Source organism: Faecalibacter macacae (genome assembly GCF_003687725.1).
GTDB classification, from domain to species: Bacteria; Bacteroidota; Bacteroidia; order Flavobacteriales; family Weeksellaceae; genus Empedobacter; species Empedobacter macacae.
Window position 1 is genome coordinate 29,571 of the sequence record NZ_RDOJ01000001.1, and the last position, 24,432, is coordinate 54,002.

Below are 24,432 nucleotides of genomic sequence, written 5' to 3' on the forward strand. Positions count from 1 at the left end.
ATTTACGGTATAAATATACGAATAACTTTACTTAAATATCTTCGGCTAACGTATTTATAATAAAGTTAAACTCAAATGGTTTAATATTTTGATAGATAGAGTCTATAAAGAGTTTAACATCAACATAATCGAAATCCGAAAAATGGCGCACACGTTCTTGTAAACCATTGTTTTGTGTTAAATCTTCTAAAAGTAGATCTATTCTATTTTGATAATCTTCTTGTTTCTTAATTTCAGCTTTTACTAATCTTTTTTCAAGTTTTTCAAAACCTTTTATTTGTTTTGTTCTTTGCGCCTGAATCATGTTAGCAAATGAAACATCGGTTTGAGTTGAAAGATTTTCTAATTCTTTGAATAAATTTTCTAATTGATTTCTTAAATCTGGTAGCTGTTCAATTAACTTAGAATTCTTTTCAACATCTTCTTTTATGATATTGCGTCCTGTACGAAACAAATCCTCATCTCTCAAATTTAGAGCCAATTGTTTTTGAACTTGTTTTTTTGTTCGAATTAACATCGAATTTCTTAAGACCAATAAAGGAAAATCTACTTTATAAGCTTCAAACATAGATTTTAATTCTAACCAATATGCTAATTCACCACCACCACCAATGTATGCAACGTTTGGTAAAATAGTTTCTTGGTATAAAGGTCTTATGATTACATTTGGACTAAATTTTTCAGGAAATTGTTTTAGTTCTTCTATAATTTCAGTTTCAGTAAATGAAATTGAAGTGTTTAAAATATTGTATTTCCCATTTTCAAAAACAATTCGTTCTCTTGATAAAGGATTAGCTATATAAAATAAGTTAATTTCACGTGGATTTACTTGTGCATGAACATTTAATTTACTTAATTTTTCAATCTCCGGAATAACGTGTTGAAAAGCTAAATTATTTTTAATTTCTTTTTCAAAGATCGGAATTATGGTCTGTTTTAAGATTTTATCATCACCATCAATCATAAGTAATCCATAATCTCCAAAAAGAGCATGAACTAATTTTCTTGTAGCTTCTGTAAGCGTTTTAGATGATAAATACGAAGCATCGATTAATTCTTTCAACTGTTCTTTTTTCTTTCCATTCGGAAATAAACTTAAATATGAATTAAAAACTTCCTCTAATCCATCAGTAGTTAATTGTCCAACTGGTCCACCATGTGTTTTGGCCCAATGAATAACGCGATCACTGTAATGAAAATGATTAATTTCATCAAAATCGTGATCTTCTGTTGCCATCCAAAATACAGGAACAAAATTAATTTCGTCTTGCGATTTATTTAATTCTTTACACTGTTTAATTACCTGTAAAATTTTATAAAAAAAGAAAATTGGTCCAGTAAAAAGATTTAATTGATGACCAGTAGTAATTGTAACTGTATTATATTGTTTTAAAAGTTCTAAGTTTTTCTTTTGCTTTTTTGATAAACTTAAATCTTTTAATTGATCTTCTAATTGTTGTACTAAAACACTACGATGTTGATATGTTTTTAACTTATCTTTTGCTTGATCTGTGTAGTTTTCAAAAGATGGAAAACGATTATAAAATGGTTTTATTTCTTCTTTTTGATCAATGTAATTTAACATTAAAGAAGAAAAATAGTTCGAATCTTTTAAACTTATAGTTTTAGTTTCCATTAGTTTTTGTTTATAGTTTGATAAACTTCAAGTGCTCTATCTGTTGCAAAGATATCAACTCCTTGCGTTTCTAACTCTTGATATATGGTATTTCCTCGTGCTTTTGCACTTCTATCTATATTTCCTAAAGTCCCAAAAATTACCATAATATTTTGTTCATGAATTTTGTCGTATAATTCTTTAGGAGACCTAATTGTTCCAGTAAAAGCAACCATTTTATCGGTCGGAATTCCACTGTTTATCATTTCATTAAATTCACGTTCGTTTCGCATAGATACAGATAAAAGCATTTCTGGAGCTAAACGATTTAATTTTTTTGCTTGACCGGTTGAGTAAGAGACTAAAACAACTTGATTTTGCATTTGGTTTTTTCTAATTTCAGCTATTAAATCTTTATAATCTACATCTTTTTTAATATCTACCATAAAGTAAATAGGTTTGCCTTTTCCCCAAATTAAAGCTTCTGTAAAAGTTGGAATTTTAAATGTTGTTGTATTCTTAAAATCATCAACCAAAAAGTATTCCTTAATTTGATTAAGTGTAACTTGATTTACATCTTGTCTGCCTGTAGATGTACGTTGTAGACTGTTATCGTGCATTAAAATTAATTGACCATCCTTTGTTTTAGCAACATCAATCTCAAAAATCTGAATTCCTTTTTCATATAAATACTGCATCGTTTCAATCGAATTTTCTGGATAATTTTCTATTCCACTTCCTCCACGATGAGCACTAACTAAATTTTTTTGTTTTTGATTATAACTAAAATCAATTTCAGTTTGGTTTGATACTTGCTTTACATTATTTACAGGTTTTTCTGGATTACAACTCCAAAAAAGCAAAAAAGCGAAGCATAAAGTATTGAAATGGTTAAATTTTAACTTATTTAAAAACATATTTTTGATGCTGTTATTTTTAGTTATACCTTTATTAAAGTGTAAATTTAAAGTGAAATTATCAACATAAGCAAGTTATAAAATGGGATTAAGAAGTTTAATAAAAAAAGTTTTAAGAAGAGCAGAAACAGTTACTGACAGAGAAGCTGATCGATTTGATTTAGTAACAGAGAAATTGTCTGCTACAGGTTCTGTAATTGCAGATGATACAAAGGAGTTTGCAAAAAAGACATTTGATAATTTAAAAGTTGCAGCAAATGATATCAAAGATGTATCAAATGAAGCAACAAAAGACATTAGAGCAAAAGTAAAAGAAGATTACAACGATGTTAAGGAAATTGCTGAAAAAAGAATACATGAAACTAGAGACATCGTTCAAGAAAAGTTAGCTACAACTAAAGATAAAGTTGAAGATAAGGTTGAAGACGCAAAAGATCAGGTTGTAGAAATTAAACAAGAAGTAAAAGAAGAGGTAAAAAAACTTGATCAATAATATTTTTAATCAAGAAGTCACATTTTCTTACAAATAATAGTTAAAACTGTTCTTTTTTTTAAAAAAAGGAGCAGTTTTTTATTTTATGGATTAATTTTTGTAGGTTATTTGTCTGATTTGATTGAAGTTTAATGCCAGTATGAAAACTAAAGAGTATACAAATTTAGAAACCAAACCTACCTTCTCTAAAAATATTATTATTCTTTTGCTTTCTATTGCTTTATTAGGGACTTTCGGATATATTTTATTCGAGAAAAAAAGTCACGAAAGGGAAGTAGGAATAGGCGCATCTATTATAGATGATTTGGAAAGATCGCGCGAAGTTTTAAAACAAGAATTAAGAATAGCCAGAGCAGAATATGACACTGCCAAAATAGCAATTGTGAATAAAGATGCTGAAATGTTAGAAAAAGATCGTCTGATCTTTGAAAAGCAAAAGCAAATTCAAAATATTCTTAACAATGACGAAATTTCGAAAGAAGATATCAATAAAGCAAAACGCTTAATTTCTTCTTTGAAAACGGAACTTGGGGAATATAGAAGACAAATTGAGGTTTTAACTCAGCAAAATGAGAGATTAAAATCTAAAAATGAAGCGCTTTCGGAAGAAAATATATTAGTGTCAGAAAAAAATAAAGCGATTTCTGAAGATTTAGTAAATGTGACAAATGAAAAAGAGGTTAATCGTATGAATGTGAATTCAACTTTAGCAATCTCTAATTATTCATTAACAGGTCTTAAAGTAAAAAGTTCTGGAAAAGAAGTTGAAACTGAAAAAGCAAGCCGTATTAATAAATTACGCGTAGCTTTTGAAGTTGATCCAAATACGAATGCCATTGAAGAGAATAAGGAATTATTTATTGCGATATATAAACCAGATGGTGAATTAGGTCGTTTTGAAGGTTCTAATCCTGGAAATATTCCATTACGTTCGGGAAAAAATGTTGAATATTCAGACCGAGTTATTTTTAAATTTGATCCGATAAAAGGAAACAAAATATCTTTTGATTGGAAAGATTATAGTTTCCCAAAAGGAGAATATAAAATTGACATTTATCAAAATGGATTTAAAATTGCTCAGAACAAAATATCATTGAAATAATTTCAGTTTATAATAAAAAAAAGGGTTCTCAAATTTGAGAACCCTTTTTTTATTAACAATATTTTTCGCCTTTATTTAGTCGTATATCACTTACATAACTTCTAATTTCTTTTACATTAGATTTTGGACAAATAATTAATCCATTTTGAGAATCAATTACAACAAAATCTTTTAAACCATCAACAATTATCGCTTTATCTTGTGTTGAGTAGATGAAAGAGTTTTCTGTATTATAGGTAATGAAATTTTTACTTTGTATTGTATTTTCAAATTCATCAACCGGAGTATGATCGCTAATTGATTTCCAAGTTCCCATATCATTCCAGCCAATTTCAGTTGGTATTACGTATACATTTTTCGCTTTTTCTAAAATCGATTTATTGATTGAAACAACATCTAATGTTCCGTAAATAGTTTTCAATAACTTCACATTTCTTTCAGGTTGATCAAAATATGCAGTTAATGTTTCAACCATTCCAGGACGATAAGTTTGAAAAGCTTCTAAAATTGCTTTCGTTGACCAAATTAAAATTCCGGTGTTCCATAAAAAATCACCACTTTCTATAAATGAGTTTGCGAAATCTTCGTCAGGCTTGTCAACAAAAGTTTTTACCTTTTTTATAGGTAGTCCTTCTTCTATTACTTGTACGTAACTTAGATTAATATCTGGTCTATTAGGTTCAACACCCAGCGCGATTAGATGATTTGTATCTGCATATTCAAAAGCAACTTCGATACTTTTTACAAAATCATCTGCATCATAAATTAAATGATCAGATGGAGCTACGATTAATTTTGCGTTAGGATTAATCTCATGAATATGCATTGCTGCTAATAAATTACAAGCAGAAGTGTTCATAACACGAGGTTCTAAAATTATATTTTTGTCAGATATAGTAGGTATTTGTTCTTTGACTAATGAAGTATAATTTTCTGTAGTAATCACGAAAATATTTTCTTCAGGAACAACTTTTTTTAACCGATTGTGTGTGATTTGAATTAAAGTCTTCCCAATTCCCAACAAATCTAAAAATTGTTTAGGTTTTTTAACAGTGCTCATTGGCCATAATCTAACGCCAGTTCCGCTGGCTAAGATTACTGCATAATGATTGGATTGCATCATAGTTATAGTTTTTCTACTAAGGCAGTAGCGTTTATTAAATAGTTTTTGTTGGTTTTTATATCACAACAAATATACCTTAATTTTCGTTTTTCACCTTTTTGGAAAACTTTTTGACCTAATTTAAAATGAGTTCCGATTTGTAAATCTTCTAAATAGTCTTGATAGTCCTCCGAATCGTTGATTAAAAATTTAGCAATATTTGAATCTGCTCCGACAGAAGCTTTTGGTGACTGTGCATGTTTAGCGACGTAAATGCGTACTTCCTCTGGATAAATTTCGATAGATTCGGCTAATAATTTTCCGAATATTATTTTCCATTCTTTGCCATGGGGTGCAACTTGTCCGTAATTATATTTTGCATAAACCATCATGTGAGCAATTTCATGAGTAAAGACAAAGAAAAATGCTTCAGGATTCAAATCGCCATTTACGGTAATTTGATGCCTTTTCTGAGGTTGTAATTTGCGATAATCTCCCAATTTAGTCTGTCTACTTCGTGTAATTTTTAAAGTTAAAGGATAAGGATTTATCCATTTTTCAATAAAAACTAAAGCATTTTTAGGAAGATAGGGTTGTAATTGTTCTAAATTCACATTGTGCAAGATAAATAAAAAGCTATTTCAATAAAAATCTTAATTTTGTCGTAATGAAAATATTTGAACAAATAGGTTCTTACTTTATGCTAATGGCTAAAGTATTTAGTAAACCACAAAAACTTAAAGTTTTTTGGAAGTTAACTATACGTGAGATTTGGGATTTAGGAATAAATTCTATTGGTATCATGACATTTATATCAACCTTTATGGGGGCGGTTTTAGCATTACAAATGGCTCAAAACTTTCAAGGAGCTGATATTCCTGTGCCAGATTATTATATCGGATACGCGACAAAAGTTGTATTGGTGTTAGAATTTGCCCCTACAATTATGTCCTTAATTTTGGTGGGTAAAGTTGGGTCGTATATTGCATCAAGTATTGGTACGATGCGTGTTACAGAACAAATTGATGCTTTAGATGTAATGGGAATCAATTCGCCAAACTTACTGATCTTACCAAAAATAATTGCTTGTGTATTTTTTAATCCAATTCTTGTAATGATTAGTATTGGTTTTGGATTAATAGGAGGTCATTTAATTGGTTTAAGTACCAAAATGTGGTCTGAAGCTGATTTTATCACTGGGCTTCAAATGCAAATGGCCACAAAATTATATGTTTATACATTTATTAAAACGATGGTCTTCGGATTTGTTATAGCAACAATTCCTGCATATTATGGTTATAATGTAAAAGGAGGTTCGTTAGAAGTTGGTCGTTCGTCTACGACTGCAGTAGTTTGGACTTCTATTACAATTATCGTTATCAACTTAATATTAACTCAAACAATTTTAAGCTAATGATTGAGGTAAAAGAAATACGCAAATCTTTTGATGCGATTGAAGTTTTAAAAGGTTTTTCTTTAACATTTGAAAAAGGAAACGTAAACTTAATTATTGGTCAATCAGGTTCAGGTAAAACAGTTTTCTTAAAAAACTTAATTGGATTATTAACACCAACGTCTGGACAAATTCTTTACGAAGGTGAAAATATGGTTGAGTATGATTATAAAGAAAAACAACGTTTACGAAGTGAGATTGGTGTAGTTTTTCAAGGAAGTGCATTGTATGATACGATGAATATTTTGGAGAATGTAAAGTTCCCATTAGAAATGTTTTCGGATATGTCGCCTACAGAAATTGATAAACGTGCTCGTGAAGTTTTAGATCGTGTAGAAATTGCTCGTACAGCTTTAAAAAAATTCCCTTCAGAAATTTCAGGAGGTATGCAAAAGCGTGTGGCAATTGCTCGTGCAATAGTAAATAAGCCAAAATATTTATTTGCTGATGAACCTAACTCTGGTTTAGATCCAAAAACTGCATTAGTAATTGACCAGTTAATTTATGATATCACAAAAGAGTTAAATACAACAACTATTATTAATACACATGATATGAACTCGGTTATGGAAATCGGAGATCATATCGTTTTCTTAAAGAATGGATATTTAGAATGGGAAGGAAATAAAGATGAAATTTTGGTTGCTGATAATCCAAATGTTATCGATTTCGTTTATTCATCAAACTTATTCAAGAAGTTAAGAGAAGCACTACTTAAAGAAAAATAAAAATATAACACACATGAAAAAAATATTATTTACAGCGTTAGTTGCAGCTTCATCATTAGTTTCAGCTCAGGGGATTGACTTTGGAGCAAAAGCAGGTGTTGTTTTCAATGCAAATGATGGATTTTGGGAAGGAATGGATGGCGTTTCTAAAGCAGAAGGGTCAACAGGATTCCAATTAGGTGCTGTATTAAGAGCTCGTTTTGCTGGTTTTTACGTTCAACCAGAATTACTTTATACTCAAACTACAAATGAGTATGATAAAGGGAAAGTAAAAAAGAAAAGTATGGACATTCCTGTGGGTGTTGGTAAAAGATTTTTAGGTATTGCTCATGCTCAAATTGGACCAACTTTCTCATACTATTTTGAAGATAAATTAAATGTAGGAAATTTTGTAAATGCAAGTCAAGATCAATTTGGAGTTGGTTACCATATTGGTGGAGGAGTACAGATTAAAAATTTAATGTTTGATTTAAGATACCAAAAAGGTTTTGGAAAATTAACTTCTGAATTTGTACAAGGTTCAAGTAAATACCAAACAGAGAATACACCACAAAATATTAATTTATCTGTAACATATTTATTCTAACAAATAGTTTCAGAATAAATTAATTGGATATATTTGTGTCAAATATGTATTTTTGCAACCTCGTAATAAAACAAAATGGCAAAAAATAATAAGAAAGAAGAATTTGCAACTGAGCAATTTGTAGAAAAATTAGATAAAACAGCTTTTGACGTAGAAACTTTTGTTGAAGATAACGCTAAACTTATCGTTGGTGTTTTAGTAGCATTAGTTGTTGCAGCTTTAGGTTATTTCGCTTACACTAAATTTGTTGTAGAACCAAAAAGTGAGGAAGCTTTAAATAATATGGTTCAAGCAGAACGTTTATTTGATCAAGATTCTGTAGCACAAGCATTAAAGGGTAGCGCTGGAGCTTACCAAGGATTACAACAAATTGTTGATGAATTTGGTAACACTGAAGCAGGAAACTTAGCTCGTTTTAAAGCAGCAAGTTCTTACTACAAGTTAGGAGATTACGCATCTGCAGTAAAATTATTAGAAGATTTTTCTACTAGTGATGAGGTAATGTTAGCTCAAAAATACGGTATGTTAGGAAACGCTTTAACTCAATCTAATAAAGTTGAAGAAGCTTTACCATATTTCGTTAAAGCAGCTGAAGCAACAGAAGTAGAAACGTTACAAGTTACTTACTACACAAAAGCAGGAGAAATCGCGATGAGTGTTGGTAAAAACGAAGACGCATTAAAATATTTCCAAATATTGGTGGATAAATATCCAGGAGCGAATAATGGAAATGCAGAGAAATTTGCTGAAAGATTAAAATATGTTGTAGGAACAAAATAATCCGACAATAAAAATTATAAAATAGAATCGAATCCCTCGGGGTTCGATTTTTTTATTTACTATAGTATTTCGTAATTTTACGACAAGCAAAAAAACAAAAAATGGCAACAGAAAATAAAAACTTGTCTCAGTACAACAAGGCAGAGTTACCAAGCGTAGCAGGTAAGAAATTTGCGATTGTTACGTCTGAATGGAATAATCATATTACATTTAATTTACGTGATGGTGCTAAAGATACTTTAGTTGATTTAGGAGCAAGTATTGAAGATATTGAGTTGTATCAAGTACCTGGTAGTTTCGAATTAGTTTATGGTGCAGATAAAATAGCGAAAGCAAAGCCAGAATTAGACGGTATTATCGTTATTGGTTGTGTAATTCGTGGTGCAACAGCTCATTTCGATTACGTTTGTGAGGGAGTAACACAAGGAATTAAAGATTTGAATATTAAACACGAAATGCCAATTATCTTTTGTGTTTTAACTGACGAGAATGAGCAACAATCTATTGATCGTTCAGGAGGAAAACACGGAAATAAAGGTGTTGAAGCTGGAGTTGCTGCAGTAATGATGGCAGACTTTAAATCAAAATTAGGTTAAAAAATATTTTTTATAAATAGAATCGGGTAGTGTAAACTATCCGATTTTTTTTGACAAATATTTAAAAGTTATTATGCTATTTATTTCAAATAGCCTTTTTACATTTGTTTATAAATAATTAAAGAATCAGATATGCCAATTGCACCAAATTTTAGATCAAAGCATTATAAAGATTGGGAAATTTATTTTCCGATGTGTTATCCAAATACTTTCTTAAAGTTAAATGAGATGGCAAATTTGTTTCAAATTACAGCCTCAGAACATGCAAATTTAGGTGGCGTAGGATTTAAAGATTTACAAGAATATAATCATTCTTGGGTTTTAAGTCGAATGCGAATAGAGATTGATGAATTACCAAGTTGGCTAAATAAAATTGAAGTTAATACTTGGGTTGAAGAATTAAGAGGAGCAAAGTCTACTCGTAATTTTACAATCGAAAGAGAAGGTAAAAAATTGGTTGGAGTTTCAAGTTTATGGGCAATTTTTAATACAGAAACGCGTCGTCCAGATTTGTTACAAATTGATACCACACACATCGAACGTTTCAAAGAATTACACGCAACTGAAACTGCTCATCAAGTAATTGATCTATCACCAGAACCTACTGAAAAGCACGAATATGTTGTTCAGTTTGCTGATATTGATATTCTTTATCACGTAAATAATACAAGATATTTGGAATGGTGTTTAAATTATATTGATCCTGAAATAGTATTGTCTAATCAAATCAAAGCGCTTAATTTAAACTTTATAAAAGAAGTTAGTTTAGGTGATAATGTAATTGTTGAAAAAGCTGTTTTAGATAATAAAATATTATTTAAAGTCGTTAAAGAAGACAAAGTTTGTTTTGCATGTGAATTAGAATTGAAATAAAAATATAAAGCCTTCTGAAAATCATCAGAAGGCTTTTTTATTTTGTTATTATTTCTTTAATAAGATATATTTTTCGGCATCATCGCCTTCAATTTTCTTTTGGTTTTTATCTAATTGATAAATTTTTCCTTCAGAAACAAAAAATGAATTTGGCACGTTTGCAATTTGTTCTAAAACAATTGTATTTCCATCTTCTTCAAAATGATATGTACCTGTAGTCATCAATTCTTCTTTATCAACACCAACACGTTTTGTTCCATAAACAAACATATTATCTGGCATTAATTTTAAAGACAACTCAATTTCTTTACAATCTGAATTAATACAAGGTAAAATTCCTTCATATATTCCTTCGTAGTCCAAAGAATTTTTTGCGTTATGACTATCAACAATAGTATCTGTAACAACAATAGAATCGTTTGTTTTTGTGCTCTGAACTGAATCTTTATCGTTACCACAAGAAGTAAAAATGAATGATCCAGCAATTAAAAAAGTAATAGATATTTTTTTCATGATTCTATATTTTATCTACTAAAGGTACAAAAATACAGAGTAAAAAAAAATCCTTCCAACTTGGTTGAAAGGATTTAATATATAGAAATTATATTTCTTCTAATTAGAAAATTTCTTTTGCAGCGAAGTGGAATGCAGCTTCGATTGCAGCGTTTTCGTCTGAATCAGAACCGTGAACAGCGTTAGCATCGATAGATTCAGCGTATTTAGCACGGATTGTACCTTCAGCAGCCTCAGCTGGGTTAGTAGCACCGATTAAAGTACGGAAATCAGCAACAGCGTTATCTTTTTCTAAAACTGCAGCAACGATTGGTCCAGAAGTCATGAACTCAACTAAATCCTTGAAGAAAGGACGCTCAGCGTGGATAGCATAAAATGCTTCAGCATCTTGCTTAGCTAATTGAGTCATTTTTGCAGCTTTGATAGTGAAACCTGCGTCTGTAATATCTTTTAAGATATCTCCGATGTGTCCTTTTGCTACTGCATCAGGCTTGATCATTGTAAATGTAATGTTTGCCATTTTATTGATGTATTATTTATTACTAAATTATGAGAGTGCAAAATTACAAAAAATCATGCGAATCAACGAAAAAAGGTTTGAAAATTTACATGTTGATAAAATTACTATTAATTATTTAAAAAAGACAAAAGTTAATATTTTGTCAAATTATATTGTGTACAATATAATTTAATTAACTTTGAGATAGAAAATAAAATAATGGAAGAAGCAGAATCTTTAAAATTATCAAATCAAATATGTTTTCCGATTTATTCTTTATCAAAAGAGGTGGTTAATCAATATCGTCCTTTTTTGGATCAATTAGATCTTACCTATCCACAGTATTTAGTAATGCTTGTTTTGTGGGAAAGTGATGGTGTTACAGTTGGGAATATTGGAGATAAGTTAGCTTTAGATACAGGTACACTTACGCCTTTGTTGAAAAGATTGGAAGCAAAAGAAATGATTCATCGTAAACGTAGTGCAGAGGATGAACGTATCGTTTTAATTTCTTTATCAGAAAAAGGAAAAAACATGAAAGATTTAGCGTGTAAAATTCCAAATCAAATGAAACAAAAATTTGATTTAACAGACGAAGAAATTTTAAGTTTAAAACAAATTATTTATAAAATATTAAATTCAAAAACATCAAAATAATGAAAACTTTATATACAACAGCGGTTACTGCAACTGGAGGTCGTAACGGAAAAGTAAAAAGCGAAAATGGAATTTTAGATTTAGACGTCAAAATGCCTAAAGCTTTGGGAGGAGCAAATGACGATTACGTAAATCCAGAAATGCTTTTTGCAGCTGGTTATGCAGCATGCTTTGACAGTGCATTAAATATGATAATAAAGATGACTAAAATTGAAACAGGTGAAACATCTGTGAAGGCTGAAGTAAGTATCGGTCAATTAGAAAATAATGGATTTGGTTTATCAGTTATCTTGTCAGTTAATATTCCAAATGTAACGATAGAAACTGCTGAAAGTTTAGTAAATAAGGCGCATGAATTTTGTCCTTACTCTAATGCAACTCGCGGAAATATAGAGGTAGAACTTCAGGTAACAACAAATAATTAATTATGTCATTAATAGAAAATTTACAGTGGAGACATGCCGTAAAAGCATACAATCCAACGAAAAAAGTTAGTCAAGAAAATATTGATAAAATAGTTGAAGCAGCTCGTTTAGCTCCAACATCTTCAGGTTTACAACCATTTAAATTATTAGTGGTAGAAAATCAAGAACTAAAAGAAAAATTAGTAAAAGGAGCTTTAAATCCTGAATGTATGCGAGATGCTTCTCATGTACTTATTTTTGCTGCTTGGGATAGATATACTGAGGAGAGAATAGATTATATCTACGATATGACTACGGATGAACGTGGTTTGCCTCGTGGACGTTTCGGTAGCTATACAGATCAAATCAAAGGAATTTATTTGAACGAAACAGTAGAAGAAAATCATGCACATATTGCCCGACAAGCCTACATTGCTTTAGGATTAGCTTTAGCGCAAGCTGCTGAATTAAAAATAGATTCTACTCCAGTTGAAGGATTTGATAATGCTCATATAGATGAAGTTTTAAATTTAAAAGAACATAATTTAAAAAGTGTTTTAATCATGTATGTTGGCTATGCTGATGATGAAAATGATTGGTTAAAGAATATGAAAAAGGTTAGATTACCTAAAGAAGAATTTGTAATAGAATATAAATAAAAAAAGCGACTCAATTTTGAGTCGCTTTTTACTTTGAAATTATTTTTTTATTTCGGAATAATTCCGGGTTGTAATTTGTTACAAATACACCTGTGATAATTAAACATGCAGCAATAATAAATTTGGCTGTAATTGTTTCATCTAATATCAACCAACCTAATAAAATTGCAATAATAGTGTTGATATAAGAAAGAATAGAAACCTGTACTGGCGATATTTTGCTTAAGGCATAATGGAACGCATAAAAAGTTATTACTGATCCAAAAATGGCTAAATACAGCATTGAAAGTAAGCTTTTAGTACTCCAATTTTCAAAATTGTATTCTTTACTAAAAATAAAAGCAAGTATGATTTGTACAATTCCGGCAAACATAAACTGGTAAAATAAATTTAGAGTAATATTTTCTGTGTTGATTTTAATCTTTTTAGAAAATAAAGTTCCAGAAGCAAAACCACAAATAGCGCAAAACATTAGGATGATTCCTGATCTATATTCTGGATTAGCTAAATCTTGTATTCCGTCCCAAAAAATAAATAATATTCCACTAAAACACATTAAAATTCCGATTAGTCCTTTAATCGTAAATTTTTGTAAACCGATAATTAATGAACCTATAAAAACTAAAATTGGCGTACTAGCACTAATTAAAGATGCTAAACTACTGGTTAAATTTTCTTCAGCAAATGTTGTCATGCCATTTGCAAAAATTAACATCAAAGTTGCAATGATAATTTGTGATGAAAAGTTTTTCCATCCAATCCATTTTAATTCTTTTCTAAAAAGTAAAATTATAAGCATAATGATTCCTGCAATGAATTGTCTAATTCCCGCAACAAACCAACCAGGGATTGTTTCTACTGCAACCCTAATACCTAAAAATGTAGTTCCCCACACGATTGCAACTAAAATAACTGCAATTAAAAGTTTTATATCTTTCAAGATGATTAATATTTGCGTAAAAAAAGCGACTCTTTGGAGTCGCTTTTTATATTATTTAGATGTGAAATTATTTGATAAATTCAACAGCTTGTTTTAATGCAGCTTCAATACCAGAAGCATTTTTACCGCCAGCTGTTGCTAAGAAAGGTTGACCACCTCCGCCACCGTTGATGTGCTTCGCGATTTCTTTAACAATATTTCCTGCGTGTAAGCTTCTCTCAGCTACTAAGTTTTTAGCGATAGAAATTGTAATAGATGGTTTTACAGCATCATTAGTAGCAACAACTACAAATGCATTTTCCATATCATTTGTTAAATCAATAGCATTTTGTTTTGCTGCATTTGTATCTAAATTCGTTTTAATCGCTAAGAAATTAATTCCGTTAATTTCTTTTACGGCTGCTTTCCAAGTTGCTTTTTCAGCAGCTGCTTGTTGCGCAACGAATTTTTCTACTTGTTTCTTTAATGCTGCGTTTTCATCTAATAAAGATTGAACTGCTTTTAATGCATCGTTTTTAGTTTTTAATGCAACTAAAACTTCATTGTAATTTGTTTCAGCTTCTTTTAAAGCATTGATAGCAGTATCAGCAGTAATTGCTTCGATACGACGAATTCCAGCAGCAGTCGAAGATTCAGATAAAATCTTGAATAAACGAATATCAGCTGTATTGTTTACGTGTGTACCACCACATAATTCAACAGAAGTTCCAAAACGTACAATACGCACTTTATCACCGTATTTTTCACCGAATAAAGCCATTGCACCTTCAGCTAAAGCTTCTTCCATTGTAGCTTCTCTCTTTTCAATAAAAGGTAAAGCCGCTACAATTTTTTCGTTTACTTTTTGCTCAACGATTGCAATTTCTTCTTCTGTCATTTTAGCAAAGTGAGAGAAGTCAAATCGTAAATAATCATCACCAACATAAGAACCTTTTTGTTCTACGTGTGTTCCTAATACCTCACGTAAAGCTTCGTGCATTAAGTGTGTAGCTGAGTGATTTTTAGTTGTCGCATTACGTTTAGCAACATCAACTTTTGCTTGGAAAGTTCCTTCGATGTTTTCTGGTAAAGTTTCTACGAAGTGAATAATTAAGTTATTCTCTTTCTTTGTATCAACTACTTCAATTGTTTCGTTTGGAGAAACAATCACACCTTGGTCACCAATTTGTCCTCCAGATTCTGCATAGAACGGAGTTTGGTTGAAAACTAATTGGTAGAATTCTCCTTTCTTATTTTTTACTTTACGGTAACGTGTAACTTTTACTTCAGCTTCAGTGTTATCGTAAGCGATAGATGTTTCGTTTCCAGATCCTTCTAAAACAACCCAGTCATCAGTAATTAATGCCGTAGCTTTTTTAGAACGTTCTTTTTGTTTTGCCATTTCAGATTCGAAACCAGCTTCATCAATTGTGAATCCGTGATCTTCTGCAACAATACGAGATAAATCTGCAGGGAAACCGTAAGTATCGTATAATTCAAAAACAACATCACCAGGAACAACTTTAGAATCTCCTAATTGCTCGATGATTTGGTTTAAACGATTTAATCCTTGCTCGATAGTTCTTAAGAAAGAAGCTTCTTCTTCTCGAATTACACCTGTAACAATCGTTTCCTGTTTTACTAATTCTGGGAAGAAATCTCCCATTTCAGCTTTTAAGATTGGGTATAATTGGTAAATAAAAGGCTCGTTTAATCCTAAGAAACGGTATCCGTAAGAAATAGCACGACGTAAAATACGACGAATTACATATCCAGCTCCTGTGTTAGATGGTAATTGTCCATCAGCAATAGCAAATGCTACTGCGCGTAAGTGGTCAACTACAACACGAATTGCAATATCTGTTTTTTCAGCAGCACCATATTTAACACCAGAAATTTCCTCTAACTTTTGAATAGTTGGTTGGAAAACGTCTGTGTCGTAGTTAGATGTTTTTCCTTGTAAAACCATAGCTAAACGCTCGAATCCCATACCAGTATCGATGTGTTTTGCTGGTAATTGCTCTAAAGAACCATCAGCTTTACGTTGGAATTGCATGAATACTAAATTCCAAATTTCAATAACTTGTGGGTGATCCATATTAACTAATGATTTACCATCAACAGCTAAACGATCAGCCTCTGGACGGATATCAACATGGATTTCAGAACATGGTCCACATGGTCCGATATCTCCCATTTCCCAGAAGTTATCTTTTTTATTTCCGTATAAAATACGATCCTCAGCAATATGTTTTTTCCATAAGTCTAAAGCTTCTTGGTCCAATTCTGTTCCATCTTCTTTATCTCCTTCAAAAACCGTAACATAAATTTGATCCTTAGAAATCCCGTATACTCCTGTTAAAAGCTCCCAAGCCCAAGCGATTGCTTCTTCTTTAAAGTAATCACCAAAAGACCAGTTTCCTAACATTTCAAACATCGTGTGGTGGTAAGTATCCTTTCCTACATCATCTAAATCGTTATGCTTACCTGAAACACGAAGACATTTTTGAGTATCTGTGATACGGTTGTTCTTTGGAATACCATTACCTAAAAAGAATTCTTTGAACTGGGCCATTCCTGAATTATTGAACATTAAAGTTGGATCATCTTTAAGTACAATTGGAGCAGAATCAACGATTAAATGCCCGTTTTTTTCAAAAAAACCAAGAAATTCTTTTCTTATATCTTTGGATTTCATTTAATTATAATATTTTTATATTTTGATTAACACGATTGCTCGTACAATATTCTTTACTTTGCAAACGTTTTACAAAGATATAAAAAGGTTTGGTTAGAATGGAAAATAATAACTATAAGTATAAATCATCGAATGTTTTAAAGGATTGGTCAATTAAAAGATTGAAAAATATTCCTAAAACATTTTACTATGGATTTGCTTTTTTATGCATTGCAACTATAAGTGCCGGAATGGTTGGATACAATTTTAATGATTCAGAATTTGCATTAACTGCAAATAAATATAAGAATAGTGAAAGCAAATTACTTGCCGAACTTCAAAAAGCACAAAAAGAAAATAGCGAATTAAACGAAAAGTTTAAAGAAGTTGAGGTTGCATTAACAGAATTAGAAGAAAAAGACAGAAATATTTATCGTACAATTTATGATTTAAAAGTTGATGAAGATATTGATTCTATTAATAAAGTAATTAACGAATATTCTGCAGAAGATATTGATATTTTATTATCAAAAATTGAAGAGGAGAAAAAATCATTAGACGAAGTTTTAAGAAAAGCAGGTGGGAAAGATAAAGATTTAACATCTTTACCAGTAATTAAACCTGTTGCTGATAAATATTTAAACAGAGTAGCTTCAGGATTTGGATCACGTTTTCACCCAATTCTTAAAGTAAATAAGATGCATAACGGGTTAGATTTTGCAGCAGCAACAGGAACTCCAATTTATGCAACAGGTGATGGAAAAGTTAAAATGGCAGGATTCAATTCTGGATACGGAAATGTAGTTGTAATTCGTCACGGAAATGGTTTCGAAACTTTATACGCACACATGAGCCGTATTAAAACAAGAAATGGACAATCAATTAAACGTGGTGATGTAATTGGGTATGTAGGTTCAACAGGTCTATCAACAGGTCCACACTTACATTACGAAATCCATAAAGACGGAAAACCAGTTGATCCAATTATGTACTTTTATGATGATGTAGATCCAGATGATTTCATCAAGATTTATCAAAATGCAAAGAAAAGTACACTTTCATTAGATTAAGAAAAATAGAGATAAAAAAAAATGCAAATAACTTAGTTACTTGCATTTTTTTTATTTTAAGTAATTGGTTTTGTTTGGTCTGATGATAATTTTTGTTATTTTTGGATTAACATGAATATCGAATTACCAGATAAACTTTATTACTCCATAGGTGAGGTTGCAAAAGCGTTTAACGTAAATGCATCCTTAATTCGTTTTTGGGAAAAAGAATTTGAAATTATACAACCCAAGAAAAATAAAAAAGGTAATCGCTTATTTACTCCTAAAGACATCGAAAGTTTTAAAACGATTTATTATTTAGTAAAAGTAAAAGGGCATACATTAGAAGGTGCTAAGCAATCTTTGACTAAAAAACCATCAAAATTAGAAGAAATAGATGTTGTCACACGATTAGAGAATATCAAACAAGAACTCTTAAATTTAAAAATGAGTTTTGATGAAATAGAAGATAAGGACGAACGAAAATAGTTCGTCTTTTTTTATGATTCAAGTTTTCTTCTTAACTTTTGATAACAAAATCTTGCCATAAGATTTCGTAACTTTGAAAACTTAATTTATTTAGAAGCCAAAATCGTCCATGTATTTAATATTCGATACCGAAACAACCGGTTTACCTAAAGATTGGAATGCGCCAATTACAGATGTAGACAACTGGCCACGCTGTATACAAATTGCTTGGCAGCTACACGATGAAATGGGAAATTTAGTAGAACATCAGGATTATTTAGTAAAACCTGATGGCTTTGATATTCCTTATGATTCGGAACGTATTCACGGTATTTCTACCGATTTAGCAACCGAAAAAGGAGTTCCTTTAAAACAGGTTTTAGACTTATTTTATGAAGCTTTAGGAAAGGCTAAATTTATCGTTGGACAAAATCTTGGTTTCGATATCAAGATTATGGGAGCTGAATTTTATCGTATGAAATATGCGAATAATTTAGCTGAAATGTCTGTTTTAGATACATGTACCGAAGTTACTGCCGAATTGTTAAAATTACCTGGTGGTCGTGGTGGTCGTTATAAATTACCAACATTAACAGAATTACACCAATATTTATTTGGTGTTCCGTTCGGAGAAGCCCACAACGCAACTGCCGATGTGGAAGCAACTACGCGTTGTTTTTTCGAATTAATTCGTAAAGAAATCTTCACTAAAAAAGAGTTACAAGTAGAGGACGACTATTTTGTACGCTTTGCTGAAGCAAATCCAACGAATATACAACCGGTTGGTCTTAACCATATCAATCTTAAAAAAGCGTCGGAAGAAATTGCGAAGCTAAAGGCGAAAAATGAGCCGAAGATTGATGTTCCTGAAATTTCTGATGAGGTTAAAACGCAGTTTGCTCAAGCTAAATTTGCGCATTTACATAATCACTCACAGTTTTCTATTCTTCAATCTACAATTTCTGTTGATGCTTTAGTGGCTGCAGCTGCTAAGGATAAAATGCCTGCAGTAGCAATTACGGATCATGGAAATATGATGGCTGCTTTCCATTTTAATGCGGCAGTTCAAAATCATAACAAAGAAGCAAAAGCTAAGAATGAAGAGTTAATCGCTGAAGGAAAAGAACCAACAGAACAAATAATTAAACCGATTATTGGATCTGAATTTTTTGTGTGTGAAGATCATACCAATAAATCTCAGAAAGATAATGGGTATCAAATTGTTTTATTAGCAAAAAATAAAAACGGTTATCAAAATTTAGTAAAATTAGCTTCTATTGCCTACACAGATGGTTTCTACTACGTGCCGCGTATTGATAAAAAGTTAATTGAACAGTACAAAGAAGATATTCTTGTTTTATCTGGAAACTTACAAGGTGAGGTTCCGAATAAAATTTTAAATCTTGGTGAACGTCAGGCCGAAGAAGCTTTAATTTGGTGGAAAGAACAATTTGGTGACGATTTTTATATCGAAATGATGCGTCACAATCAAGAGGACGAAAATCGTGTCAACCAAACTTTATTAACTTTAGCTCGTAAGCACGAAGTTAAATTAATTGCTACAAATAATACTTATTATATAAGTCAAGACGATTCCAATGCACACGATATTTTATTATGTGTTCGTGATGCAGAAAAACAGGCAACTCCAATTGGTCGTGGTCGTGGATTCCGTTTTGGTTTACCAAATCAAGAATATTATTTCAAGTCTCAGGATCAGATGAAACAATTGTTTCAGGATGTTCCAGATTCGATTATAAATATTCAAGAAGTTGTTGATAAGATAGAAGAATACACTTTATATCGAGATGTATTACTTCCAAAATTCGATATTCCCGATGAATTTCAATCGCCAGAAGATGAAATTGATGGTGGAAAAAGAGGAGAAAATGCTTATTTACGTCACCTAACTTACGAAGGTGCGAAAAAGCGTTATCCAGAAATTACAGATGATATTCGAGAGCGATTAGATTTCGAGTTGTTAACAATTGAGAAAACGGGTTATCCTGGTTATTTCTTAATTGTACAAGATTTTATCGCAGCGGCAAGAAAAATGGGCGTTTCTGTTGGTCCAGGTCGTGGTTCGGCGGCGGGTTCTGCAGTAGCTTATTGTTTATGGATTACCAATTTAGATCCTATTCAGTACGATTTACTTTTTGAGCGTTTCTTAAATCCTGACCGTGTATCCATGCCCGATATCGATATCGATTTTGATGATGAAGGTAGATCATTGGTAATGGATTATGTAATTGATAAATACGGAGCAAGCCAAGTAGCTCAGATTATTACCTATGGAACAATGGCAGCTAAATCTTCCATAAAAGATACAGCTCGTGTATTAGATTTACCATTGTATGAATCAGAACGTGTCGCGAAACTTATTCCGAATATGAAGTTGGCTAAAATTTTCAAATTAGATGATAAAGCCTTAAAAGATTCTTTACGTTCGGAAGAATTAGAAGCAGTTAATGAATTGAAACGTCTTTCGGATGGAACAGATTTAATTGCAGAAACAATTCAGCAAGCAAAAATTTTAGAAGGTTCGGTTCGTAATACAGGTATTCACGCCTGTGGGGTGATTATCACACCTGATGATATCACGAATTATGTACCAGTTACAACCGCAAAAGATTCAGATTTATACGTTACCCAATTTGATAACTCGGTTGCAGAAAGTGCCGGATTATTAAAGATGGACTTCTTAGGATTAAAGACTTTAACTTTAATCAAGGATACAATTAAATTAGTTAAAATGCGTCATAACATCGAAATTGATCCAGATACAATTCCGATTGATGATGCTAAAACATATGAGCTTTTCCAGCGTGGTGAAACGATTGGAGTTTTTCAATACGAATCTCCTGGAATGCAAAAATACATGCGCGATTTAAAACCGACAGTTTTTGCCGATTTAATAGCCATGAATGCCCTGTATCGTCCAGGTCCGTTAGAATATATTCCGTCATTCGTTCGTCGTAAAAATGGGGAAGAACCTATTAAATACGATTTAGATGCGTGTGAAGAATATTTAGGAGAAACCTACGGAATTACGGTTTATCAGGAGCAAGTAATGTTACTTTCGCAAAAATTAGCAGATTTCTCGAAAGGTGATGCCGATGTCTTACGTAAGGCGATGGGTAAAAAACAAAAAGCTGTACTTGATAAAATGAAACCAAAATTCGTGAATCAAGCAGCTGAAAAAGGACACGATCCAAAAGTATTAGAGAAAATTTGGACAGACTGGGAAGCCTTTGCATCGTACGCCTTCAATAAATCACACTCGACTTGTTATGCTTGGATTGCCTATCAAACAGCATATTTAAAAGCACATTATCCAGCTGAATATATGGCTGCCGTACTTTCAAATAATATGAATGATATTAAACAAGTTACTTTCTTTATGGAAGAATGTAAACGTATGGGATTATCAGTTCTTGGTCCAGATATCAATGAATCGATTACGAAGTTTAATGTGAATGAACTTGGTGAAGTTCGTTTCGGAATGGGAGGTGTAAAAGGAGTGGGACAAGCTGCGGTACAATCTATCATTAAAGAACGTACAGAAAATGGTCCATTTAAAGATATTTACGATTTTGTTAAACGTGTTGAATTACGAACTGTTAATAAAAAAACGATAGAGAATCTTGTTTTAGCAGGAGGCTTTGATTCGTTCGAATTTCATCGAGGGCGTTATTTCTTCATAGATAACGGAACGACGAATTTAGAGAAGTTAATTAAATACGGAGGAAATTATCAAGAACAAAAGAATTCTGCTCAAACTTCGTTATTCGGTTCTTTTGGTGGTGAAGATGGCGAAGTAGAAGATGTGATTCCGATGTTACCAGATTGCGAAAAATGGAATATGATTCAGACACTTGCAAAAGAAAAAGAAGTTGTAGGAATTTATATTTCTGCCCATCCTTTGGACGATTTTAAACATGAAATGCGTTTAGTATCGAATATGACGATTGCCGATTTAAAAGGAAATGAAGATAATCTTGTCGGTAGAGATATTTCGATGGTAGGAATGATGAGTAATATTGCGCATCGTATCTCTAAAAATGGAAACGAATTCGGTAGTTTTACATTTAGTGATTATACAGATTCTTATGATATCACCTTGTTTGGTGAAGAGTATTTAATGTACAAGCACTTTATGCAAGAAAATATGTTTCTTAATTTACGTATGGCAATTACTAAACGCGAATTTAAAGACAAAGATGGTAATGTAACAAGTAGTAGAATATTTACAAAAATTAATAAATTACAGCTTTTAACAGAGATTATTGAAAAGCTAGTTGATCGAATTACATTGAATATTGATGTTGATATTTTTAATGATTCAATATTAGCTAAATTATCAGAAATATTCTATAAATATCAAGGAGAGAAATCTTTACGTATTAAAATTATAGATAATAAAGAGCAACAGCAAATTGATTTGCCAGCACAAAAAATACGTGTTAATATTTGTCGTGAATTATTAAATGAACTAGAACAAAATACAGATATCAAATTTAAATTGAACTAATTATGTTTATATTTTATCCTGAAATTGATAGAAATTATAAAAGGAATTTTATAGCATAATTATTTTGTTTAATTTTGTCTTAAATAATGAATTAATAAAATATAGAAATTATGGCATTAGAAATAACAGACTCTTCATTTGTATCAGATATTATTGAGTCAGGTAAACCAGCAATGGTAGATTTTTGGGCAGTTTGGTGTGGACCTTGTCGTATGGTAGGACCAATCGTTGAAGAAATCGCTGGAGAATTTCAAGGTAAAGCTATCGTTGGAAAAGTTGACGTAGATACAAATCAAGAAGTAGCTGCTAAATATGGAATCCGTAATATCCCAACAATTTTATTCTTCAAAGACGGAGAAGTTGTGGATAAAGTTGTAGGTGTAGCGCCAAAAGAACAATTAGTAGAAAAATTAAATGCAATTTTATAATTTTTTAAATTGCTGATTATAAAATAGTAAAATCTCAGTTTGAAAAAAACTGAGATTTTTTTTGCAAAAAGATTTGGTAACTTCAAAAAAGCGCCTAACTTTGCAATCCGAAAACAATACAACACTGATCCGGTAGTTCAGTTGGTTAGAATACTTGCCTGTCACGCAAGTGGTCGCGGGTTCGAGTCCCGTCCGGATCGCCAACAAAGAGTGTAGTTCTTTAACAAAAAATAATATATTTTAAAATAATACTGATCCGGTAGTTCAGTTGGTTAGAATACTTGCCTGTCACGCAAGTGGTCGCGGGTTCGAGTCCCGTCCGGATCGCCAATTTTTTTTATTGCCTTAAAATATATTATAATTAATTTATAATTTTAGATCCGGTAGTTCAGTTGGTTAGAATACTTGCCTGTCACGCAAGTGGTCGCGGGTTCGAGTCCCGTCCGGATCGCCAACAAAGAGTGTAGTTCTTTAACAAAAAATAATATATTTTAAAATAATACTGATCCGGTAGTTCAGTTGGTTAGAATACTTGCCTGTCACGCAAGTGGTCGCGGGTTCGAGTCCCGTCCGGATCGCCAATTTTTTTTATTGCCTTAAAATATATTATAATTAATTTATAATTTTAGATCCGGTAGTTCAGTTGGTTAGAATACTTGCCTGTCACGCAAGTGGTCGCGGGTTCGAGTCCCGTCCGGATCGCATCTATTTCTTTTTCTATTTTAGAACGATCAAGAATTATAAATAAAATTAAAGACTGATCCGGTAGTTCAGTTGGTTAGAATACTTGCCTGTCACGCAAGTGGTCGCGGGTTCGAGTCCCGTCCGGATCGCCAACTATAATATCTTTTAAAGCTTCGCATTTATGTGAAGCTTTTTTTTTGCCTTCAACTTAACAAACTCTACTTTTGCATAACACAAACGCATAACGCATGAACAATATATATTTAGCGAATGCTCTGGTAACAGACAACGAAGGACGAATGTTAGCTGTTCGTAAAAAGAATTCAAAATTTTTTCAGATGGTCGGTGGGAAGATTGATGGAGTTGAAGAACCAATTGAAACTTTAAAAAGAGAATTTTTAGAAGAAATTAATATTGATATCAACTTGCACCAAGTTTCTTTATTAGGACAACACACTACAACAGCCGTAAATGAAGCAAATACGAAAGTACACGCAAATGTATTTCATGTTCATTTAAATTCGATAGAATCGCTTAAAATCGCTTCAGAAATTGAAGAAATGGCTTGGATAACTAAGGAAGATTATAAAAACTTTCAATTAGCACATTTATTAGAAGAATTTAGTTTACCAATTTGGTTAAAAATAAATTTTTAAAAATTTTATATCCAGTTTAATACTGATGAATAAAGGATTTCAA

The 24,432-nt window shown here is 31.5% G+C and carries 24 protein-coding genes and 6 tRNA genes; 22 read left to right on the top strand and 8 right to left on the bottom strand.

Annotated elements, in window-relative coordinates; all coding sequences use genetic code 11:
• Positions 1–31 precede the first annotated feature (31 nt).
• Together bshC and EAH69_RS00150 are read right to left on the bottom strand one after the other, a co-directional pair.
• On the bottom strand, positions 32–1,636 hold the full coding sequence (gene bshC / locus EAH69_RS00145; RefSeq protein WP_121933187.1) for a bacillithiol biosynthesis cysteine-adding enzyme BshC: 1,605 nt from the start codon (positions 1,634–1,636) through the stop codon (positions 32–34).
• Positions 1,636–2,532: a glycerophosphodiester phosphodiesterase family protein gene (locus EAH69_RS00150; RefSeq protein WP_121933188.1), complete on the bottom strand. Its 897-nt coding sequence runs from the start codon at positions 2,530–2,532 to the stop codon at positions 1,636–1,638. Before EAH69_RS00150 ends, bshC begins: the two co-directional genes overlap by 1 nt.
• Before the next feature lie 82 nt (positions 2,533–2,614).
• On the opposite strand from EAH69_RS00150, the gene EAH69_RS00155 reads away from it, so the two are divergent.
• Together EAH69_RS00155 and EAH69_RS00160 are read left to right on the top strand one after the other, a co-directional pair.
• On the top strand, positions 2,615–3,025 hold the full coding sequence (locus tag EAH69_RS00155) for a hypothetical protein (RefSeq protein ID WP_121933189.1): 411 nt from the start codon (positions 2,615–2,617) through the stop codon (positions 3,023–3,025).
• A gap of 139 nt (positions 3,026–3,164) precedes the next feature.
• Entirely contained in the window at positions 3,165–4,127 is a 963-nt protein-coding gene (locus EAH69_RS00160) for a hypothetical protein (protein ID WP_121933190.1), read from the top strand.
• A 52-nt stretch (positions 4,128–4,179) separates the two neighbouring features.
• Here the strand turns inward: EAH69_RS00160 and EAH69_RS00165 are convergent, their stop codons facing one another.
• Positions 4,180–5,250 carry a mannose-1-phosphate guanylyltransferase gene (locus EAH69_RS00165; protein WP_121933191.1) on the bottom strand — a complete coding sequence of 357 codons (1,071 nt, stop codon included), beginning with the start codon at positions 5,248–5,250 and terminating at the stop codon, positions 4,180–4,182.
• Between the two features lie 2 nt (positions 5,251–5,252).
• Positions 5,253–5,843, bottom strand: a complete 591-nt coding sequence (locus EAH69_RS00170) for a SprT-like domain-containing protein (RefSeq protein WP_147439058.1) — start codon at positions 5,841–5,843, stop codon at positions 5,253–5,255.
• Positions 5,844–5,896: 53 nt separating this feature from the next.
• Between EAH69_RS00170 and EAH69_RS00175 the strand changes: the two genes are divergently transcribed.
• The 6 genes from EAH69_RS00175 to EAH69_RS00200 all read left to right on the top strand — a co-directional run bounded on the left by EAH69_RS00175 (position 5,897) and on the right by EAH69_RS00200 (position 10,245).
• Positions 5,897–6,643: an MlaE family ABC transporter permease gene (locus EAH69_RS00175; protein WP_121933193.1), complete on the top strand. Its 747-nt coding sequence runs from the start codon at positions 5,897–5,899 to the stop codon at positions 6,641–6,643.
• Positions 6,643–7,410 (top strand): ABC transporter ATP-binding protein, encoded by a 768-nt coding sequence (locus tag EAH69_RS00180; protein ID WP_121933194.1) that lies wholly within the window; start codon positions 6,643–6,645, stop codon positions 7,408–7,410. The genes EAH69_RS00175 and EAH69_RS00180 overlap by 1 nt, the downstream gene beginning before the upstream one ends.
• A 13-nt stretch (positions 7,411–7,423) precedes the next feature.
• Positions 7,424–7,996 (top strand): porin family protein, encoded by a 573-nt coding sequence (locus tag EAH69_RS00185; protein WP_121933195.1) that lies wholly within the window; start codon positions 7,424–7,426, stop codon positions 7,994–7,996.
• A gap of 75 nt (positions 7,997–8,071) precedes the next feature.
• A complete protein-coding gene (locus EAH69_RS00190; RefSeq protein WP_121933196.1) occupies positions 8,072–8,776 on the top strand; it encodes a tetratricopeptide repeat protein in 705 nt (234 codons plus the stop codon).
• Positions 8,777–8,877: 101 nt separating this feature from the next.
• Positions 8,878–9,372: a 6,7-dimethyl-8-ribityllumazine synthase gene (ribH, locus tag EAH69_RS00195; RefSeq protein WP_121933197.1), complete on the top strand. Its 495-nt coding sequence runs from the start codon at positions 8,878–8,880 to the stop codon at positions 9,370–9,372.
• A gap of 132 nt (positions 9,373–9,504) precedes the next feature.
• Entirely contained in the window at positions 9,505–10,245 is a 741-nt protein-coding gene (locus tag EAH69_RS00200; RefSeq protein ID WP_121933198.1) for an acyl-[acyl-carrier-protein] thioesterase, read from the top strand.
• 48 nt (positions 10,246–10,293) lie between these two features.
• Here EAH69_RS00200 and EAH69_RS00205 read toward each other — a convergent pair whose 3' ends face one another.
• Both EAH69_RS00205 and EAH69_RS00210 read right to left on the bottom strand, forming a co-directional pair.
• Positions 10,294–10,758, bottom strand: a complete 465-nt coding sequence (locus EAH69_RS00205) for a copper resistance protein NlpE (protein ID WP_121933199.1) — start codon at positions 10,756–10,758, stop codon at positions 10,294–10,296.
• A gap of 103 nt (positions 10,759–10,861) precedes the next feature.
• Positions 10,862–11,278 (bottom strand): nucleoside-diphosphate kinase, encoded by a 417-nt coding sequence (locus EAH69_RS00210; RefSeq protein ID WP_121933200.1) that lies wholly within the window; start codon positions 11,276–11,278, stop codon positions 10,862–10,864.
• A gap of 198 nt (positions 11,279–11,476) precedes the next feature.
• On the opposite strand from EAH69_RS00210, the gene EAH69_RS00215 reads away from it, so the two are divergent.
• The 3 genes from EAH69_RS00215 to EAH69_RS00225 are packed head-to-tail and all read left to right on the top strand — an operon-like array spanning position 11,477 to position 12,977.
• A complete protein-coding gene (locus EAH69_RS00215) occupies positions 11,477–11,914 on the top strand; it encodes a MarR family winged helix-turn-helix transcriptional regulator (protein ID WP_121933201.1) in 438 nt (145 codons plus the stop codon).
• Positions 11,914–12,339 carry an organic hydroperoxide resistance protein gene (locus EAH69_RS00220; protein WP_121933202.1) on the top strand — a complete coding sequence of 142 codons (426 nt, stop codon included), beginning with the start codon at positions 11,914–11,916 and terminating at the stop codon, positions 12,337–12,339. Before EAH69_RS00215 ends, EAH69_RS00220 begins: the two co-directional genes overlap by 1 nt.
• A gap of 2 nt (positions 12,340–12,341) precedes the next feature.
• A complete protein-coding gene (locus EAH69_RS00225) occupies positions 12,342–12,977 on the top strand; it encodes a nitroreductase family protein (RefSeq protein ID WP_121933203.1) in 636 nt (211 codons plus the stop codon).
• A 28-nt stretch (positions 12,978–13,005) separates the two neighbouring features.
• On the opposite strand, the gene EAH69_RS00230 is transcribed toward EAH69_RS00225, so the two are convergent.
• Entirely contained in the window at positions 13,006–13,917 is a 912-nt protein-coding gene (locus EAH69_RS00230; RefSeq protein ID WP_121933204.1) for a DMT family transporter, read from the bottom strand.
• Between the two features lie 67 nt (positions 13,918–13,984).
• Positions 13,985–16,594 carry an alanine--tRNA ligase gene (alaS, locus tag EAH69_RS00235; RefSeq protein ID WP_121933205.1) on the bottom strand — a complete coding sequence of 870 codons (2,610 nt, stop codon included), beginning with the start codon at positions 16,592–16,594 and terminating at the stop codon, positions 13,985–13,987.
• 98 nt (positions 16,595–16,692) lie between these two features.
• On the opposite strand from alaS, the gene EAH69_RS00240 reads away from it, so the two are divergent.
• From EAH69_RS00240 to EAH69_RS00290, 11 genes are all read left to right on the top strand, one after another.
• Entirely contained in the window at positions 16,693–17,643 is a 951-nt protein-coding gene (locus EAH69_RS00240) for a M23 family metallopeptidase (protein WP_121933206.1), read from the top strand.
• Positions 17,644–17,754: 111 nt separating this feature from the next.
• Positions 17,755–18,111, top strand: coding sequence for a MerR family transcriptional regulator (locus tag EAH69_RS00245; protein ID WP_121933207.1), 357 nt, complete (start codon positions 17,755–17,757; stop codon positions 18,109–18,111).
• Between the two features lie 109 nt (positions 18,112–18,220).
• Positions 18,221–22,621, top strand: coding sequence for a DNA polymerase III subunit alpha (gene dnaE / locus EAH69_RS00250; RefSeq protein ID WP_121933208.1), 4,401 nt, complete (start codon positions 18,221–18,223; stop codon positions 22,619–22,621).
• Between the two features lie 110 nt (positions 22,622–22,731).
• Positions 22,732–23,049 (top strand): thioredoxin, encoded by a 318-nt coding sequence (gene trxA, locus EAH69_RS00255; protein ID WP_121933209.1) that lies wholly within the window; start codon positions 22,732–22,734, stop codon positions 23,047–23,049.
• Positions 23,050–23,175: 126 nt separating this feature from the next.
• Positions 23,176–23,252 (top strand) — tRNA-Asp (locus EAH69_RS00260).
• Positions 23,253–23,302: 50 nt separating this feature from the next.
• Positions 23,303–23,379, top strand: a tRNA-Asp gene (locus EAH69_RS00265).
• Between the two features lie 47 nt (positions 23,380–23,426).
• Positions 23,427–23,503, top strand: a tRNA-Asp gene (locus EAH69_RS00270).
• 50 nt (positions 23,504–23,553) lie between these two features.
• Positions 23,554–23,630 (top strand) — tRNA-Asp (locus EAH69_RS00275).
• A gap of 47 nt (positions 23,631–23,677) precedes the next feature.
• Positions 23,678–23,751: transfer RNA gene (locus EAH69_RS00280), tRNA-Asp, on the top strand.
• A gap of 57 nt (positions 23,752–23,808) precedes the next feature.
• Positions 23,809–23,885, top strand: a tRNA-Asp gene (locus tag EAH69_RS00285).
• Between the two features lie 96 nt (positions 23,886–23,981).
• Positions 23,982–24,389 (top strand): NUDIX hydrolase, encoded by a 408-nt coding sequence (locus EAH69_RS00290; RefSeq protein ID WP_121933210.1) that lies wholly within the window; start codon positions 23,982–23,984, stop codon positions 24,387–24,389.
• Positions 24,390–24,432 lie beyond the last annotated feature (43 nt).